25 protein-coding genes are annotated in these 14,914 nt (G+C 66.5%); all 25 read right to left on the reverse strand.

Annotated features, from left to right (window positions below; translation table 11 throughout):
• Positions 1-241: 241 nt before the first annotated feature.
• The 25 genes from map to EF387_RS27135 all read right to left on the reverse strand — a co-directional run bounded on the left by map (position 242) and on the right by EF387_RS27135 (position 14,701).
• Positions 242-1,078: a type I methionyl aminopeptidase gene (map, locus tag EF387_RS27010; protein WP_128379197.1), complete on the reverse strand. Its 837-nt coding sequence runs from the start codon at positions 1,076-1,078 to the stop codon at positions 242-244.
• A 105-nt stretch (positions 1,079-1,183) separates the two neighbouring features.
• Positions 1,184-1,849, reverse strand: coding sequence for an adenylate kinase (locus tag EF387_RS27015; RefSeq protein ID WP_128379198.1), 666 nt, complete (start codon positions 1,847-1,849; stop codon positions 1,184-1,186).
• Complete coding sequence (secY, locus tag EF387_RS27020; RefSeq protein ID WP_128379199.1) at positions 1,849-3,165, reverse strand: preprotein translocase subunit SecY; 1,317 nt, start codon at positions 3,163-3,165, stop codon at positions 1,849-1,851. Before secY ends, EF387_RS27015 begins: the two co-directional genes overlap by 1 nt.
• A gap of 248 nt (positions 3,166-3,413) precedes the next feature.
• Positions 3,414-3,869, reverse strand: coding sequence for a 50S ribosomal protein L15 (gene rplO, locus EF387_RS27025; protein WP_128379200.1), 456 nt, complete (start codon positions 3,867-3,869; stop codon positions 3,414-3,416).
• 2 nt (positions 3,870-3,871) lie between these two features.
• Complete coding sequence (rpmD, locus tag EF387_RS27030) at positions 3,872-4,054, reverse strand: 50S ribosomal protein L30 (protein ID WP_128379201.1); 183 nt, start codon at positions 4,052-4,054, stop codon at positions 3,872-3,874.
• A 1-nt stretch (position 4,055) separates the two neighbouring features.
• A complete protein-coding gene (rpsE, locus tag EF387_RS27035; RefSeq protein ID WP_004984517.1) occupies positions 4,056-4,661 on the reverse strand; it encodes a 30S ribosomal protein S5 in 606 nt (201 codons plus the stop codon).
• A gap of 36 nt (positions 4,662-4,697) precedes the next feature.
• Positions 4,698-5,078: a 50S ribosomal protein L18 gene (rplR, locus tag EF387_RS27040; RefSeq protein ID WP_128379202.1), complete on the reverse strand. Its 381-nt coding sequence runs from the start codon at positions 5,076-5,078 to the stop codon at positions 4,698-4,700.
• Between the two features lie 3 nt (positions 5,079-5,081).
• Positions 5,082-5,621: a 50S ribosomal protein L6 gene (gene rplF / locus EF387_RS27045; protein WP_128379203.1), complete on the reverse strand. Its 540-nt coding sequence runs from the start codon at positions 5,619-5,621 to the stop codon at positions 5,082-5,084.
• A gap of 24 nt (positions 5,622-5,645) precedes the next feature.
• Positions 5,646-6,044 (reverse strand): 30S ribosomal protein S8, encoded by a 399-nt coding sequence (gene rpsH, locus EF387_RS27050; protein WP_007384075.1) that lies wholly within the window; start codon positions 6,042-6,044, stop codon positions 5,646-5,648.
• Positions 6,045-6,255: 211 nt separating this feature from the next.
• On the reverse strand, positions 6,256-6,441 hold the full coding sequence (locus tag EF387_RS27060; RefSeq protein ID WP_049567381.1) for a type Z 30S ribosomal protein S14: 186 nt from the start codon (positions 6,439-6,441) through the stop codon (positions 6,256-6,258).
• 5 nt (positions 6,442-6,446) lie between these two features.
• Positions 6,447-7,007 (reverse strand): 50S ribosomal protein L5, encoded by a 561-nt coding sequence (gene rplE / locus EF387_RS27065; RefSeq protein ID WP_128379204.1) that lies wholly within the window; start codon positions 7,005-7,007, stop codon positions 6,447-6,449.
• Positions 7,007-7,330 carry a 50S ribosomal protein L24 gene (gene rplX / locus EF387_RS27070; protein ID WP_128379205.1) on the reverse strand — a complete coding sequence of 108 codons (324 nt, stop codon included), beginning with the start codon at positions 7,328-7,330 and terminating at the stop codon, positions 7,007-7,009. The genes rplE and rplX overlap by 1 nt, the downstream gene beginning before the upstream one ends.
• A 2-nt stretch (positions 7,331-7,332) precedes the next feature.
• Positions 7,333-7,701, reverse strand: coding sequence for a 50S ribosomal protein L14 (gene rplN / locus EF387_RS27075; RefSeq protein WP_003998823.1), 369 nt, complete (start codon positions 7,699-7,701; stop codon positions 7,333-7,335).
• A gap of 182 nt (positions 7,702-7,883) precedes the next feature.
• Complete coding sequence (rpsQ, locus tag EF387_RS27080; protein WP_128379206.1) at positions 7,884-8,171, reverse strand: 30S ribosomal protein S17; 288 nt, start codon at positions 8,169-8,171, stop codon at positions 7,884-7,886.
• Positions 8,171-8,395: a 50S ribosomal protein L29 gene (gene rpmC / locus EF387_RS27085; protein ID WP_010036720.1), complete on the reverse strand. Its 225-nt coding sequence runs from the start codon at positions 8,393-8,395 to the stop codon at positions 8,171-8,173. The genes rpsQ and rpmC overlap by 1 nt, the downstream gene beginning before the upstream one ends.
• Complete coding sequence (gene rplP, locus EF387_RS27090) at positions 8,395-8,814, reverse strand: 50S ribosomal protein L16 (protein WP_128379207.1); 420 nt, start codon at positions 8,812-8,814, stop codon at positions 8,395-8,397. Before rplP ends, rpmC begins: the two co-directional genes overlap by 1 nt.
• A 5-nt stretch (positions 8,815-8,819) precedes the next feature.
• Positions 8,820-9,647, reverse strand: a complete 828-nt coding sequence (gene rpsC / locus EF387_RS27095; RefSeq protein WP_055570325.1) for a 30S ribosomal protein S3 — start codon at positions 9,645-9,647, stop codon at positions 8,820-8,822.
• Entirely contained in the window at positions 9,647-9,994 is a 348-nt protein-coding gene (rplV, locus tag EF387_RS27100; RefSeq protein WP_030420835.1) for a 50S ribosomal protein L22, read from the reverse strand. The genes rpsC and rplV overlap by 1 nt, the downstream gene beginning before the upstream one ends.
• A 42-nt stretch (positions 9,995-10,036) precedes the next feature.
• Entirely contained in the window at positions 10,037-10,318 is a 282-nt protein-coding gene (gene rpsS / locus EF387_RS27105) for a 30S ribosomal protein S19 (protein WP_033528345.1), read from the reverse strand.
• 12 nt (positions 10,319-10,330) lie between these two features.
• Positions 10,331-11,167 (reverse strand): 50S ribosomal protein L2, encoded by an 837-nt coding sequence (gene rplB, locus EF387_RS27110; RefSeq protein ID WP_128379208.1) that lies wholly within the window; start codon positions 11,165-11,167, stop codon positions 10,331-10,333.
• 38 nt (positions 11,168-11,205) lie between these two features.
• Positions 11,206-11,622, reverse strand: a complete 417-nt coding sequence (rplW, locus tag EF387_RS27115; protein ID WP_128379209.1) for a 50S ribosomal protein L23 — start codon at positions 11,620-11,622, stop codon at positions 11,206-11,208.
• Positions 11,622-12,281: a 50S ribosomal protein L4 gene (rplD, locus tag EF387_RS27120; RefSeq protein ID WP_128379210.1), complete on the reverse strand. Its 660-nt coding sequence runs from the start codon at positions 12,279-12,281 to the stop codon at positions 11,622-11,624. The genes rplW and rplD overlap by 1 nt, the downstream gene beginning before the upstream one ends.
• An 8-nt stretch (positions 12,282-12,289) precedes the next feature.
• A complete protein-coding gene (rplC, locus tag EF387_RS27125) occupies positions 12,290-12,934 on the reverse strand; it encodes a 50S ribosomal protein L3 (protein ID WP_128379211.1) in 645 nt (214 codons plus the stop codon).
• 17 nt (positions 12,935-12,951) lie between these two features.
• Positions 12,952-13,260: a 30S ribosomal protein S10 gene (gene rpsJ, locus EF387_RS27130; RefSeq protein ID WP_003948644.1), complete on the reverse strand. Its 309-nt coding sequence runs from the start codon at positions 13,258-13,260 to the stop codon at positions 12,952-12,954.
• Positions 13,261-13,873: 613 nt separating this feature from the next.
• Entirely contained in the window at positions 13,874-14,701 is an 828-nt protein-coding gene (locus tag EF387_RS27135) for a hypothetical protein (RefSeq protein ID WP_128379212.1), read from the reverse strand.
• Between the last annotated feature and the right edge of the window lie 213 nt (positions 14,702-14,914).

The raw sequence follows: 14,914 nt of genomic DNA on the forward strand, positions 1-14,914 counted from the left end.
CGAGTCAGTCTACGTCAGTGCCCTCGGAAAGACGAATCGAGGAAGTTTGCCCGAGGTGAAAGATCACTAAGCGCCCGTCCTGTGACGGTTACGGGGCGCACCGGCGCGCGCCCACAGAGTGAGCACACCGGCCCGCCCCCCACGGCCGCTCCGACGCCGGGGCCATGCCCGGTGCGAGAGGGGTCCTGGACCAGCCGACGACCAGCCCGGGACCACCCTTGGGCCAGTCCCGGGCCAAGTCCTAGGCCAGTGGATCCGGAGCGGCGGTGACGCCGTACTCGGCGAGCTTCGCGCGGCCCCCGTCGGGAGCCGTCAGCACCAGCGGGCCGGCCTCCGTGAGGGCGACCGAGTGCTCCCAGTGCGACGACCACGTGCCGTCCGTGGTGATGACCGTCCAGTCGTCCGACAGGACCTTCGTCTTCGGCGTCCCCAGCGACACCATCGGCTCGATCGCGAGGCAGAACCCGGGCACCAGCTTCGGCCCCTTGCCGCGCTTGCGCTCGACGTAGTTCAGCAGATGCGGGTCCATGTGCATCTCGGTCCCGATGCCGTGGCCGCCGTAGTCCTCGATGATCCCGTACCGCCCGCCGCCGGGCTTCGGCTGGCGACGGATATAGGTCTCGATGGCGCGCGAGACGTCGACCAGCCGGTTACCGGTCTTCATGGCGGCGATGCCGGCCCACATCGATTCCTCGGTCACCCGGGAGAGCTCGATCAGCTCCGCGGAGTGGCCGGAGCCCACGAACGCGGTGTACGCGGCGTCGCCGTGCCAGCCGTCGACGATGGCGCCGCAGTCCACGGAGATGACGTCACCGTCCTTCAGGACGACGTCCTCGGACGGGATGCCATGGACGACGACCTCGTTCACCGAGGTGCAGATCGTGGCGGGGAAACCGCCGTACCCGAGGAAGTTCGGCTTGGCCCCGTGCTCCGCGAGGACCTTGCGGGCGACGTCGTCCAGATCCTTCGTACTCGCCCCTGGCACCGCGGCCTCACGGGTCGCCCGGTGAATAGCGGCGACGACAAGTCCCGCCGCACGCATCTTGGCGATCTGCTCGGGGGTCTTGATCTGCACCATGGGGGCCTGCGCTCTCCGTAATCTCCACAACCGGCTAGTACACAACAGTACGGCCGCGGCGCCCGTTGTAAGGCTCCGCGGCCGTGGCAGCACAACTGTCAACGACTACTTGTCGCCGTCGTCCTTGGGGTGCAGCGCCTCCAGGGCGCGCTGGGTGACCTCTTCCACCTTGCCCATCGCCGTGATCGTGACCACCAGGCCCTGGGCCTTGTAGTAGTCGATGATCGGCTCGGTCTGGGTGTGGTAGACCTCCAGCCGCTTGCGCACGGTCGCCTCGGAGTCGTCCTCGCGCTGGTACAGCTCGCCACCGCAGACGTCGCAGACGCCTTCCGACTTCGGCTTCTTGTACTCGACGTGGAAGACGTGCGCGGAGTCGTTGCGGCAGGTACGGCGGCCCGCGATGCGCTTGACCACCTCTTCCTCCGGGACCTCCAGGTCCAGCACCGCGTCCAGCTTCATGCCCTCGGCCTTGAGCATCTCGTCCAGCGCCTCGGCCTGCTTCACGTTGCGCGGGAAGCCGTCCAGCAGGAAGCCGTTCTCGGCGTCCGACTGCGACATGCGGTCCTTGGCCATCGCGATGGTGACCTCGTCCGGCACCAGCTCGCCCTTGTCCATGTAGGACTTGGCGAGTTTCCCGAGCTCCGTCTGCTGACTGATGTTGGCGCGGAACAGGTCGCCCGTGGAGATGTGCGGGATCGACAGCTTCTTGGCGAGGAACGCGGCCTGCGTTCCCTTGCCGGCCCCGGGCGGCCCGACGAGGACGATTCGCATCAGCGGAGGAACCCTTCGTAATTGCGCTGCTGAAGCTGGCTCTCGATCTGCTTCACGGTCTCCAGGCCCACACCCACGATGATGAGGATGCTGGTCCCGCCGAACGGGAAGTTCTGGTTTGCCCCGAAACCAACCAACGCCATCGTCGGTACGAGAGCGATCAACCCCAGGTACAGCGAACCCGGCCAGGTGATCCGGTTGAGTACGTAGCTCAGGTACTCAGCGGTCGGTCGGCCAGCCCGGATGCCCGGGATAAAGCCACCATACTTCTTCATGTTGTCCGCGACTTCCTCGGGGTTGAACGAGATGGCCACGTAGAAGAAGGCGAAGAACACGATGAGGACGAAGTACGTCGCGATGTAGTACGGGTGGGTGCCCGTCACGAAGTGCTTCTCGATCCATGTCTTCCAGCCCGAGGTGCCGCTGGAGAACTGGGCGATCAGGGCCGGGATGTAGAGCAGCGACGAGGCGAAGATCACGGGGATGATGCCCGCCTGGTTGACCTTCAGCGGGATGTAGGTCGAGGTCCCGCCGTAGGAGCGGCGGCCGATCATGCGCTTCGCGTACTGGACCGGGATGCGCCGCTGGGCCTGCTCGACGAAGACCACCAGCGCGACCATGACCAGGCCGACGATGATCACGGTGCCGAACTCGATCCAGCCGTCCGCGAGGTCGCCCTGCTGCTTGATGGCCCACAGCGCGGACGGGAAGGTGGCGGCGATCGAGATGAACATCAGGATCGACATGCCGTTGCCGATGCCACGGTCGGTGATCAGCTCACCGAGCCACATGACGACGGCGGTACCGGCGGTCATGCAGATGACCATCGTGATGGTCGTGAAGATCGACTGGTCAGGGACGATCTGGCTGGCGACCGGGCAGTTCTGGAACAGCGCGCCGCTGCGGGCGGTGGCCACCAGACCGGTGCCCTGGAGGATGGCGAGCGCCACCGTGAGGTACCGGGTGTACTGGGTGATCTTCGCCGTACCGGCCTGGCCCTCCTTCTTGAGGGCTTCGAGGCGCGGGATCACCACGGTCAGCAGCTGCAGAATGATGCTCGCTGTGATGTACGGCATGATGCCGAGCGCGAAGACCGTGATCTGCAACAGCGCGCCACCGCTGAACATGTTGACGAGGCCGAACAGCCCCTGGTTGCCCTGTGACGCCGCGTCGATACAGGTCTGGACGTTCCTGTAGTCGACACCGGGAATCGGGATGTGGGTACCGACCCGGTAGACCACGATGATGCCGAGCGTGAAGAGCAGCTTCTTGCGCAGGTCGGGCGTCTTGAACGCCCGGGCGAACGCGGTGAGCACGGTGCCTCCTGCGACCCCCGCGCTACTGCGTCAGAGGTGACGGTCTTGAGGTTCGACGAATAAGTATCTAACAGCTAACCAACAGCCAATCGCCGTCCGGAGTTCCGCCGGGGCACATCCGAACGAAAAATTGGCAGTGCAGGCCACCTTACCGGCGACCTCGCCCCCTAGGAACGACCAACCGGGGATGCCCCTTTTGTGGGGCACCCCCGGTGGGATCGTTCAAGTCATCGGCACACCTGAGAGTTTCAGATGAGCTCGGTGACGCTGCCGCCGGCGGCGGTGATCTTCTCCTTGGCGGAGCCGGAGACGGCGTCGACCGTCACCTGCAGCGCCACGGAGATCTCGCCCTGACCGAGGACCTTGACCAGGCTGTTCTTGCGAACGGCGCCCTTGGCCACGAGCGACTCGACGGTGACCTCGCCACCCTCGGGGTACAGCGCGGCCAGCTTGTCGAGGTTCACGACCTGGTACTCGGTCTTGAACGGGTTCTTGAAGCCCTTCAGCTTCGGGAGGCGCATGTGCAGCGGCATCTGGCCGCCCTCGAAGCGCTCCGGAACCTGGTAGCGGGCCTTGGTGCCCTTGGTACCACGACCGGCCGTCTTACCCTTCGACGCCTCACCACGACCGACACGGGTCTTGGCGGTCTTGGCGCCCGGGGCGGGACGGAGGTTGTGGATCCTGAGCGGGTTCTGCTCCGCCATGATCAGTCGACCTCCTCGACCGTCACGAGGTGGCGGACGGTGTGCACCATGCCGCGGAACTCGGGACGGTCCTCCTTGACGACCACGTCGTTGACCCTCTTCAGGCCAAGCGAGCGAAGGGTCTCACGGTGGTTCTGCTTGCTGCCGATGTACGACTTCACCTGCGTGATCTTGAGCTGTGCCATGTCAGACACCAGCCCCGGCACGCGCACGCAGCAGAGCCGCGGGGGCGACGTCCTCGAGCGGCAGACCACGGCGGGCCGCGATCTCCTCGGGACGCTGCAGACCCTTCAGGGCCTCCACGGTCGCGTGCACGATGTTGATCGCGTTGTCGGAGCCGAGCGACTTCGACAGGACGTCGTGGATACCGGCGCACTCGAGCACGGCACGCACCGGGCCACCGGCGATAACACCGGTACCGGGCGACGCGGGCTTGAGCAGCACGACACCGGCAGCCTTCTCACCCTGAATCGGGTGCGGGATGGTGCCCTGGATCCGGGGGACCTTGAAGAAGTGCTTCTTGGCCTCCTCAACGCCCTTGGCGATGGCGGCCGGCACCTCCTTGGCCTTGCCGTATCCGACACCCACGGTGCCGTCACCGTCGCCCACCACGACCAGCGCGGTGAAGCTGAAGCGACGACCACCCTTCACAACCTTGGCGACGCGGTTGATCGCGACGACGCGCTCAACGTACGCGGTCTTCTCGGCGGCAGCTGCGCCGCCGTCACGGCCCTTCCGGTCCCGCCGCTCGCCGCCACCGGCACCGCCACCGCGGCGCTGGGGTCCAGCCATTGGATTACCTCTCTCTTTCCGCTAGCTACAAGCGGCTCAGAACTTGAGCCCGGCTTCGCGGGCGGCGTCGGCGAGAGCCGCGATGCGACCCGCGTACCGGTTACCACCACGGTCGAACACGACGGCCTCGACGCCCGCGGCCTTGGCACGCTCGGCGACCAGGGCGCCGACCTTGCCGGCCTGCGCGGACTTCTCGCCCTCGCCGCGGATCGACGCGTCCAGGGTCGACGCCGACGCCAGGGTGTGACCCTTGATGTCGTCGATGACCTGGGCCACGATGTGGCGGTTCGAGCGCGTCACGACCAGGCGGGGACGCTCGGCCGTGCCGGAGACCTTCTTGCGGATCCGGATGTGGCGGCGCTTGATCGCGGCGCGCTTGTAGGCGTCACCCTTGGCGATCTTCGTACCGTATGCCATGGCTTACTTACCCGCCTTTCCGACCTTGCGGCGGATGACTTCGCCCTCGTACTTGACGCCCTTGGCCTTGTACGGGTCGGGCTTGCGGAGCTTGCGGATGTTGGCCGCGACCTCGCCGACCTTCTGCTTGTCGATGCCCTCGACCGAGAACCGGGTCGGAGCCTCGACCTTGAAGGTGATGCCCTCAGGGGCCTCGACGGTGATCGGGTGGCTGTAGCCGAGCGCGAACTCGAGGTTCGAACCCTTGGCCTGCACGCGGTAACCGACACCGCTGATCTCGAGCTTCTTCACGTAACCCTGGGTCACGCCGGTGATCATGTTCGCCACCAGCGTGCGGGACAGGCCGTGCAGGGCCTTGTTCTGACGCTCGTCGTTGGGGCGGGTGACGTTCAGGACGCCGTCCTCACCCTTGGCGATCTCGATCGGCGCCGCGACGGTGTGGGTCAGCGAGCCCTTGGGGCCCTTGACCGAGACCGTACGGCCGTCGATGGTGACGTCCACGCCGGCGGGAACCGTGATGGGGAGCTTGCCAATACGCGACATAGCTGTTTCCTCCGTTCCCTTCCGCTACCAGACGTAGGCGAGGACTTCCCCACCCACGCCCTTCTTGCCGGCCTGCTTGTCGGTGAGGAGCCCGTGCGACGTGGAGATGATCGCCACGCCGAGGCCGCCGAGCACCTTCGGCAGGTTGGTGGACTTCGCGTACACCCGGAGACCGGGCTTGGAGATCCGCTTGATGCCCGCGATGGAGCGCTCACGGTTGGGGCCGAACTTCAGCTCCAGGACGAGGTTCTTGCCGACCTCGGCGTCCTCGACCTTCCAGCCCGTGATGAAGCCCTCCTGCTGGAGGATCTCCGCGATGTGCGACTTGATCTTCGATGCCGGCATCGTCACGGAGTCGTGGTATGCCGAGTTCGCGTTCCGCAGACGCGTAAGCATGTCTGCGATCGGATCAGTCATGGTCATGAATTGGCCTTCGGCCTCTCTCGCCGGGGTTTCCTGGTGCGCCATCCCTCTCCCCGATCCGAGACGGGACGGGTGCGGCGCGGTGGACCTACGGCGTAGTAAGTCGTCTGGGCGTCAGGCGCCCAACCCTCCTAGCCTAAGCCATGGAGGGCGGGGCACCTGACCGAGCCCTTTACTTACCGAGAGCTTCCGGGATCCCGAATTACCGGGATTACCAGGAGCTCTTGGTGACGCCCGGCAGCTCGCCACGGTGAGCCATCTCACGAAGGCACACGCGGCAGAGGCCGAACTTGCGGTAGACGGAGTGCGGACGGCCACACCGCTGGCAGCGGGTGTAGCCGCGCACGGCGAACTTCGGCTTACGAGCAGCCTTCGCGATCAGAGCCTTCTTCGCCATCTCGCTCACGCCTCCTTGAACGGGAAGCCGAGGTGACGGAGAAGGGCGCGGCCCTCTTCGTCGTTGGTCGCCGTGGTGACCACGGTGATGTCCATACCCCGGACACGGTCGATCTTGTCCTGGTCGATCTCGTGGAACATGACCTGCTCCGTGAGACCGAAGGTGTAGTTGCCACGGCCGTCGAACTGCTTGGGGGACAGACCACGGAAGTCGCGGATGCGCGGCAGCGCGAGCGACAGGGTGCGGTCCAGGAACTCCCACATGCGGTCGCCACGGAGCGTGACGTGGGCACCGATCGGCTGGCCCTCACGCAGCTTGAACTGCGCGATGGACTTGCGGGCCTTGGTGACGGCCGGCTTCTGACCGGTGATCGTGGTGAGGTCGCGGATGGCGCCCTCGATCAGCTTGGAGTCGCGGGCGGCGTCGCCCACACCCATGTTGACCACGATCTTGACGAGGCCCGGCACCTGCATGATGTTCTCGTACTGGAACTGCTCACGCAGCTTGCCGATGATCTCCTCGCGGTACTTCGTCTTCAGGCGCGGAGTGATGGTGGTGGTCGTCATCAGATGTCCTCACCAGTCCGCTTGGCAACGCGGATCTTGTTGCCTTCGTCGTCGAAGCGGTAACCGACGCGGGTCACGACCTTCTTGCCGTCCTTCTCCACGACCAGCTGAACGTTGCTGACGTGGATGGGGGCCTCGGTGGTCACGATCCCGCCGGCCTGCGAACCCTTGGCGGTCGGGCCGGCCTTGGTGTGCTTCTTGACCCGGTTGACACCCTCGACCAGGACGCGCTCGTCGCGCGGGTAAGCGGCAATGACCTTGCCCTGCTTGCCCTTGTCCTTACCGGTGATGACCTGGACCAGGTCGCCCTTCTTGATCTTCATGCTTACAGCACCTCCGGCGCGAGCGAGATGATCTTCATGAACTTCTTCTCGCGCAGCTCACGGCCGACCGGGCCGAAGATACGGGTGCCGCGAGGGTCGCCGTCGTTCTTGAGAATGACGGCGGCGTTCTCGTCGAAGCGGATGTACGAGCCGTCCGGACGGCGGCGCTCCTTGACGGTGCGAACGATGACCGCCTTGACGACGTCACCCTTCTTCACGTTGCCACCGGGGATCGCGTCCTTGACGGTGGCGACGATGACGTCACCGATGCCCGCGTAGCGGCGACCGGAGCCACCGAGCACACGGATGCAAAGGATTTCCTTCGCACCAGTGTTGTCGGCGACACGCAGTCGCGACTCCTGCTGGATCACGTCTATCTCCTGGTTGTCTGCCGGTTCCCGCAGGGCCCTTTCGGACGAACCTGCGAGCCTGGCGGAACTGTCCTGCGGATGGTCCCCGCAGGAATTACAGGCCGGGGCCCGCCCCGCCGACCCGGGGGTCTGGGGGCGGAGCCCCCAGCGGGGGTCAGCGGGGGCTCAGGGCCCCCGCTTGATTACTTCGCCTTCTCGAGGATCTCGACGACGCGCCAGCGCTTGGTCGCGGACAGCGGCCGGGTCTCCATCAGGAGGACGCGGTCGCCGACACCCGCGGCGTTCTGCTCGTCGTGTGCCTTGAGCTTGTTGGTACGGCGGATGACCTTGCCGTACAGCGCGTGCTTCACGCGGTCCTCGACAGCGACGACGACGGTCTTGTCCATCTTGTCGCTGACGACGAGACCCTCACGGGTCTTGCGTGCGCCGCGCGCCTCGGTCGTCTCTTCAGTCACATTGCTCTCGCTCATCAGGCGCTCTCCACCGTCTCGATGCCCAGCTCACGCTCGCGCATCAGGGTGTAGATCCGCGCGATGTCCTTGCGGACCGCCTTGAGACGGCCGTGGTTCTCGAGCTGTCCGGTCGCCGCCTGGAAGCGGAGGTTGAACAGCTCTTCCTTGGCCTCGCGGAGCTTGTTGAGGAGCTCCTCGTTGCCCAGCTCGCGCAGCTCGGACGCCTTGGTACCGGCCGACATCACGCTTCACCTGCCTCGCGCTTGACGATCTTGCACTTCATCGGCAGCTTGTGAGCCGCACGGGTCAGGGCCTCGCGCGCGATCTTCTCGTTCGGGAAGGACAGTTCGAACATCACCCGTCCGGGCTTGACGTTCGCGACCCACCACTCCGGCGAACCCTTACCGGAACCCATGCGGGTCTCGGCAGGCTTCTTGGTCAGCGGGCGGTCCGGGTAGATGTTGATCCAGACCTTGCCGCCACGCTTGATGTGACGGGTCATGGCAATACGAGCCGCCTCGATCTGGCGGTTCGTCACATAGGCCGGGGTGAGCGCCTGGATGCCGTACTCACCGAACGCAACCTGCGTACCGCCCTTGGCAGCGCCGCTGCGCTTCGGGTGGTGCTGCTTGCGGTGCTTGACCCTACGGGGGATCAGCATTTCGGTCAGGCCTCCGTTCCGGTGCTCTCAGCCGGAGCGGCGGCGGGAGCGTCGGCCTTGGGGGCCTCGGCAGCCGGAGCCTGCTGCGGCTTGCGACCGCGACCGCCACGCTCGCCACCGCGGCCACCACGGGCCGGGCGGTCGGCACCGCCACGGGCCGGACGGTTGCCGGCGCGGGCAGCGGCGTTCTCGGCGCGGACCTCGGCGATGTTCTTGACGTCGCCCTTGTAGATCCAGACCTTCACACCGATGCGGCCGAAGGTCGTCTTGGCCTCGAAGAAGCCGTAGTCCACGTTCGCGCGGAGCGTGTGCAGGGGCACACGGCCCTCGCGGTAGAACTCCGAGCGGGACATCTCGGCGCCGCCGAGGCGGCCACCGCACTGGATCTTGATGCCCTTGGCGCCCGCCTTCATCGCCGACTGCATGCTCTTGCGCATGGCGCGGCGGAAGGAGACGCGGGAGGAGAGCTGCTCGGCAACGGCCTGGGCCACGAGCTGAGCGTCCGTCTCGGGGTTCTTGACCTCGAGGATGTTCAGCTGGACCTGCTTGCCCGTGAGCTTCTCGAGGTCGCCGCGGATGCGGTCGGCCTCGGCGCCACGGCGGCCGATGACGATGCCCGGACGCGCGGTGTGGATGTCCACGCGGACGCGGTCACGGGTGCGCTCGATCTCGACCTTGGAGATGCCGGCGCGCTCCATGCCGGACGTCATCATCCGACGGATGGCGACGTCTTCCTTGACGTAGTCCTTGTACAGCTTGTCGGCGTACCAACGCGACTTGAAGTCGGTCGTGACACCGAGCCGGAACCCATGCGGGTTTACCTTCTGGCCCATTACCGGGTTCCTTCCTTGCTGCTGACGACCACGGTGATGTGGCTGGTCCGCTTGCGGATCCGGTAGGCGCGGCCCTGGGCACGCGGACGGAACCGCTTCAGGGTCGGGCCCTCATCGACGTAGGCCTCGGAGATGAAGAGGCTGTCGACATCGGTGTGGTCGTAGTTGTGCGCGGCGTTGGCGATGGCGCTGTCCAGCACCTTGCCGACCGGCACGCTCGCGGCCTGCGGGGCGAAACGCAGGACCGCCTGAGCCTCCGCGGCGTCCATGCCACGGATGAGGTCCACCACGCGGCGGGCCTTCATGGGCGTGACGCGGATGTACCGCGCCTGGGCCCTGGCTTCCATGGTTGTCCTTCCAGTGTCTGTCATGGTCATTCCACCCCGCGCTTAGCGGCGCTTCGACTTCCGGTCGTCCTTGACGTGACCCCGGAAGGTGCGCGTCGGCGAGAACTCGCCGAGCTTGTGGCCGACCATCGACTCGGTGACAAACACCGGAATGTGGGTCTTGCCGTTGTGCACCGCGATCGTGTGACCCAGCATGGCCGGGATGATCATCGAGCGACGGGACCAGGTCTTGATGACGTTCTTGGTGCCGGCTTCGTTCTGGGCGTCCACCTTCTTGATCAGGTGGTCGTCGACGAAGGGCCCCTTCTTGAGACTGCGCGGCATCTAAACCCGCTCCTAGCGCTTCTTGTTCGTCTTGCGGCGGCGGACGATGTACTTGTTCGAAGCCTTCTTCGGCGAACGAGTACGACCTTCCTTCTGACCCCAGGGGCTGACCGGGTGGCGACCACCGGAGGTCTTGCCCTCACCACCACCGTGCGGGTGGTCAACCGGGTTCATCGCCACACCGCGAACGGTCGGGCGGACGCCCAGCCAGCGCTTGCGGCCGGCCTTGCCCCAGTTGATGTTGCTCTGCTCGGCGTTGCCGACCTCACCGACGGTGGCGCGGCAGCGCACGTCGACCAGACGGATCTCACCGGACGGCATGCGGAGGTGGGCCATCGAGCCCTCCTTCGCGAGCAGCTGCACGGAGGCACCGGCGGAGCGCGCGAACTTGGCGCCGCCACCGGGACGGATCTCGATCGCGTGGATCGTGGTACCGACCGGGATGTTGCGCAGCGCCAGGTTGTTGCCCGGCTTGATGTCGGCCCCGGGACCGTTCTCCACCCGGTCGCCCTGCTGCAGGTTGCGCGGGGCGAGGATGTAGCGCTTCTCGCCGTCCGCGTAGTGCAGCAGCGCGATGCGCGCGGTGCGGTTGGGGTCGTACTCGATGTGCGCGACCTTCGCCGGCACGCCGTCCTTGTCGTGACGACGGAAGTCGATCACGCGGTAGGCGCGCTTGTGGCCGCCGCCCTGGTGGCGGACGGTCACACGACCCGAGTTGTTACGGCCGCCCTTGCTGTGCAGGGGGCGGACCAGCGACTTCTCCGGCGTGGACCGCGTGACCTCGACGAAGTCGGCGACGCTGGAGCCACGACGGCCCGGAGTCGTCGGCTTGTACTTGCGGATACCCATTTCTCAGTCCTCGTCCGATATCGGACCAGGGCGCTCCGTTAGGAGGCCTGGCCGAAGATGTCGATACGGTCGCCCTCGGCGAGGGTCACGATCGCGCGCTTGCTGTCCGCACGCTTGCCGAAGCCGGTGCGGGTGCGCTTGCGCTTGCCCTGGCGGTTGATCGTGTTGACCCCGGTGACCTTGACCGAGAAGACCGCCTGGACGGCCTCCTTGATCTGGGTCTTGTTGGCACGCGGGTCGACGATGAACGTGTACTTGTTCTCGTCGAGGAGCGCGTAGCTCTTCTCGGACACGACCGGCTTCAGCAGGACGTCACGGGGGTCCGTGTACGCCTTGCTCGCCGGGGTGACGACGGTGTTCTTGCCCTCGGTGGCGTGGCGACGCGCCTTGGCGACGCGCGCGGCCTTGGCGGCCTTGGCCGCCTTCGAGGCGATGCTGGGGTGACGCGTAGCCATCAGGCCTCGCTCCCTTCGGTGTCGTTGGCCTTCTTCGGGCCGGCGACGAAGGACTCGAGAGCGGCCTGGGTGAAGACCACGTCCTCGGAACGAACCACGTCGTACGTGTTCAGCTGGCCCGGCTCCAGGATGTGGACCTGGGGCAGGTTGCGGGCGGACAGCCACCCGGCCTCGTCGGCGCGCTCGACGACCAGGAGCAGGTTCTTGCGCTCCGAGATCTTGCCGAACAGCGTCTTGGCGGCCTTGGTGGACGGGGTGTCGCCCTCGACCACGCCGGTGATGACGTGGATGCGGTCGTTGCGGGCCCGGTCGGTGAGGGCGTGGCGCAGGGCCGCGGCCTTCATCTTCTTCGGGGTCCGCTGCGAGTAGTCGCGCGGCACGGGACCGTGCACGACGCCACCGCCGGCGAACTGCGGCGCACGGGTCGAACCCTGGCGCGCGCGGCCGGTGCCCTTCTGGCGGTACGGCTTCTTGCCGCCACCACGGACTTCACCGCGGGTCTTGGTCTTGTGCGTGCCCTGGCGGGCAGCTGCGTTCTGCGCGACGACGACCTGGTGGATCAGCGGAATGCTGACCTTCTCCACGCCGAAGATCTCCGCGGGGAGCTCGACGGTACCGGCCTTCTCGCCTGCAGGCGAAAGGATGTCAACAGTGCTCATCGGTTACCTCAGGCCCCCTTGGCCGCGGTGCGGACCAGGACGAGGCCGCCGTTCGGACCGGGGACCGCGCCCTTGATGAGCAGCAGACCCTTCTCCGCGTCAACGGCGTGGACGGTCAGGTTCTGGGTGGTGACGCGCTCGTTGCCCATGCGACCCGCCATGCGGAGGCCCTTGAACACACGGCCCGGGGTGGCGCAGCCACCGATGGAACCGGGAGAGCGGTGCTTGCGCTGGGTGCCGTGCCCGGCGCCGAGGCCACCGAAGTTGTGGCGCTTCATGACACCGGCGAAGCCCTTGCCCTTGCTCTTGCCGGTCACGTCGACCTTGACGCCGGCCTCGAACACCTCGGCGGTGATCTCCTGGCCGAGCGTGTACTCGGAGGCGTCCGCCGTGCGGATCTCGACGAGGTGACGACGGGGGGTGACGTCGGCCTTGGAGAAGTGGCCCTTGAGGGGCTTGTTCACCTTGCGCGGGTCGATGTCGCCGAAGGCGATCTGGACGGACTCGTAGCCGTCGACGTCGTTCGTACGGACCTGGGTGACGACGTTGGGGCCGGCCTTGACGACGGTGACGGGAACAACGCGGTTGTTCTCGTCCCACACCTGCGTCATGCCGAGCTTCTCGCCCAGGATGCCCTTGATCTGCTTAGCCATCTTCAGATCACCGCGCCTCAGAGCTTGATCTCGATGTCGACACCGGCCGGGAGGTCGAGTCGCATCAGAGAGTCAACGGTCTTGGGCGTCGGGTCGAGGATGTCGATCAGGCGCTTGTGGGTGCGCATCTCGAAGTGCTCGCGCGAGTCCTTGTACTTGTGCGGCGACTTGATGACGCAGTACACGTTCTTCTCAGTGGGCAGCGGCACCGGGCCCGCGACCGACGCACCAGTGCGGGTCACCGTTTCGACGATCTTCTTCGCCGAGGAATCGATGACCTCGTGGTCGTAGGCCTTGAGCCGGATGCGGATCTTCTGTCCCGCCATGGCTACTTCGTAGTCCTGTCTCTCGTAACGCTCTGGAACCCGGCTTCTTCGTGCCTCTTCTCCGACCCACGCGGTCGGGCGTGTCGCGCTCCCGCTGACATGGATGTCCCATCTGGTACATCCCTGCTTGGGAAGTGCGGGCCCTTCCGGAACCGCGGACCGGGGACGGCTGCATCCATGTGCGGCACGTGCCCACCGGGCGCCTGGCCGGTACCCCGCTGACACTTCCCGGAAGATTCCCGTACGTCCAGCTCACACGGAGCTGACGAGTACTGTGGGACTCGCTTCCGGTCCTCCCGGCGGGAGGCGCGCAGCATCGGCACTCGACCGAGCAACCCCGCTAGTCTGCCATACGGGGCATGGGGCTGGCCAATCGAGCCGAAGAGAGTACCCCGGGGGTGACGTGGGTCAAACCGGGGGCGCCGTTCACCGTAGCGAGGGGTGTTTCCCGACGTACGGTCCACGCGTCCGGGCCCCCGTCGACACCACTGTCGACCAGCGCACGCGCGACGCGCACTGCTCGCCACCCACCTGGTGCTCACCGCCCACCGGGTGCCTGCTTCATGGAGGCCACGGAGCGAGCAGGAAGAGCTTGCGTCAGCGCGTCGCCGTGTCAGCGCACGTCGATGTAGTCCGCCGCGCTGGTCGCGGGACCGGTCGTGGTGTTGCCGTAGTAGACCCAGCGGAAGGAGCCGTCGGCGGAGGCGGTGACCGTGGTCTTGAGTGCGCCGGTGCTGCTGGTGGTGGCCTTCTTGACCGTCTTGAAGGTGTCGGTGCCCTTCTCGCGGAACTGGAGGCTGACCGTGCGGCCGCCGTAGGCGCCGTACTTCTTGGTGCTCCAGTTCGCACGGGTCAGCTTGCCCGTGACGGTGATCTTCTTGCCCTTGGTGACCGGCTCCGGCGAGGCGTTGACGGTGGCCTTCGCCGCCCGCTTCAGCCGGACGATCATGGACCGCGTCTCGTACTCCTCGGCCTTGAGGCCGCCGTCGGCCTTGAACAGGCGCAGCGACACGGCGACCTTCCACGTGGTGGCATCGCTGTTGGAGTCGACGTGTTCCTGGCTCGGGTGCGGATCGATGTAGAGATTGCCCTCGCAGCTCGCCTTCTTGGAGCTCTGCTCGTAGCAGGTGTAGACGCCCGGCCCTATGTAGTTCTCCCCGGTGTCGGTCGCCGTCCTCAGGCCGCCGCGGTAGATGAAGGGATACGCGTCGTACCGGAACGGGTCATCGGTGCTGTAGCCGGACGGCAGGGTGACGTTGAAGCTGAGGGACGGCTTCACCTCCTGCGACGTGCCCACCACGATCGGCTTGCCGCCGTTGATGACGATGTCCGACACGGTGATGCCCGTGTCCGCCGCCTGGGCTGCCGGGGCGTTGAGCGCCGAGAGAGCCAGCGCTCCCGCCAACGCGGTCACAGCGAGCGTTCGTCTGCCTGTTCTCATTCACACCTCTTCCTGGGGTGCCTGCATGAAGGGCGGCAGACTATCCAGTGACAAGATCATGTCTGCGCGGGGGTCCGGGATCCCGGGGTTCGGCCGCGGTCACGTCGGCGAGGAGCATCACCGTGGGGCCGACGGAGGCTGCCGTCGCCCGCCGTACAGGCCGGTATCGCCACCGGCCTGCCGGGGAGCACCACGATCGCTGCCCTGGACGAG

Source organism: Streptomyces cavernae (assembly GCF_004023625.1).
GTDB classification, from domain to species: Bacteria; Actinomycetota; Actinomycetes; order Streptomycetales; family Streptomycetaceae; genus Streptomyces; species Streptomyces cavernae.

What these genes read in the sequence shown, in the direction of transcription:
- map (WP_128379197.1), bottom strand. Translation starts at nt 1,078, where the DNA reads ATGGTGCAGATCAAGACCCCCGAGCAGATCGCCAAGATGCGTGCGGCG.
- EF387_RS27015 (WP_128379198.1), bottom strand. Translation starts at nt 1,849, where the DNA reads ATGCGAATCGTCCTCGTCGGGCCGCCCGGGGCCGGCAAGGGAACGCAG.
- rplO (WP_128379200.1), bottom strand. Translation starts at nt 3,869, where the DNA reads ATGGCGGAGCAGAACCCGCTCAGGATCCACAACCTCCGTCCCGCCCCG.
- rpmD (WP_128379201.1), bottom strand. Translation starts at nt 4,054, where the DNA reads ATGGCACAGCTCAAGATCACGCAGGTGAAGTCGTACATCGGCAGCAAG.
- rpsE (WP_004984517.1), bottom strand. Translation starts at nt 4,661, where the DNA reads ATGGCTGGACCCCAGCGCCGCGGTGGCGGTGCCGGTGGCGGCGAGCGG.
- rplR (WP_128379202.1), bottom strand. Translation starts at nt 5,078, where the DNA reads ATGGCATACGGTACGAAGATCGCCAAGGGTGACGCCTACAAGCGCGCC.
- rplF (WP_128379203.1), bottom strand. Translation starts at nt 5,621, where the DNA reads ATGTCGCGTATTGGCAAGCTCCCCATCACGGTTCCCGCCGGCGTGGAC.
- rpsH (WP_007384075.1), bottom strand. Translation starts at nt 6,044, where the DNA reads ATGACCATGACTGATCCGATCGCAGACATGCTTACGCGTCTGCGGAAC.
- EF387_RS27060 (WP_049567381.1), bottom strand. Translation starts at nt 6,441, where the DNA reads ATGGCGAAGAAGGCTCTGATCGCGAAGGCTGCTCGTAAGCCGAAGTTC.
- rplE (WP_128379204.1), bottom strand. Translation starts at nt 7,007, where the DNA reads ATGACGACCACCACCATCACTCCGCGCCTGAAGACGAAGTACCGCGAG.
- rplX (WP_128379205.1), bottom strand. Translation starts at nt 7,330, where the DNA reads ATGAAGATCAAGAAGGGCGACCTGGTCCAGGTCATCACCGGTAAGGAC.
- rpsQ (WP_128379206.1), bottom strand. Translation starts at nt 8,171, where the DNA reads ATGAGCGAGAGCAATGTGACTGAAGAGACGACCGAGGCGCGCGGCGCA.
- rpmC (WP_010036720.1), bottom strand. Translation starts at nt 8,395, where the DNA reads ATGTCGGCCGGTACCAAGGCGTCCGAGCTGCGCGAGCTGGGCAACGAG.
- rplP (WP_128379207.1), bottom strand. Translation starts at nt 8,814, where the DNA reads ATGCTGATCCCCCGTAGGGTCAAGCACCGCAAGCAGCACCACCCGAAG.
- rpsC (WP_055570325.1), bottom strand. Translation starts at nt 9,647, where the DNA reads ATGGGCCAGAAGGTAAACCCGCATGGGTTCCGGCTCGGTGTCACGACC.
- rplV (WP_030420835.1), bottom strand. Translation starts at nt 9,994, where the DNA reads ATGGAAGCCAGGGCCCAGGCGCGGTACATCCGCGTCACGCCCATGAAG.
- rpsS (WP_033528345.1), bottom strand. Translation starts at nt 10,318, where the DNA reads ATGCCGCGCAGTCTCAAGAAGGGGCCCTTCGTCGACGACCACCTGATC.
- rplB (WP_128379208.1), bottom strand. Translation starts at nt 11,167, where the DNA reads ATGGGTATCCGCAAGTACAAGCCGACGACTCCGGGCCGTCGTGGCTCC.
- rplW (WP_128379209.1), bottom strand. Translation starts at nt 11,622, where the DNA reads ATGGCTACGCGTCACCCCAGCATCGCCTCGAAGGCGGCCAAGGCCGCC.
- rplD (WP_128379210.1), bottom strand. Translation starts at nt 12,281, where the DNA reads ATGAGCACTGTTGACATCCTTTCGCCTGCAGGCGAGAAGGCCGGTACC.
- rplC (WP_128379211.1), bottom strand. Translation starts at nt 12,934, where the DNA reads ATGGCTAAGCAGATCAAGGGCATCCTGGGCGAGAAGCTCGGCATGACG.
- rpsJ (WP_003948644.1), bottom strand. Translation starts at nt 13,260, where the DNA reads ATGGCGGGACAGAAGATCCGCATCCGGCTCAAGGCCTACGACCACGAG.
- EF387_RS27135 (WP_128379212.1), bottom strand. Translation starts at nt 14,701, where the DNA reads ATGAGAACAGGCAGACGAACGCTCGCTGTGACCGCGTTGGCGGGAGCG.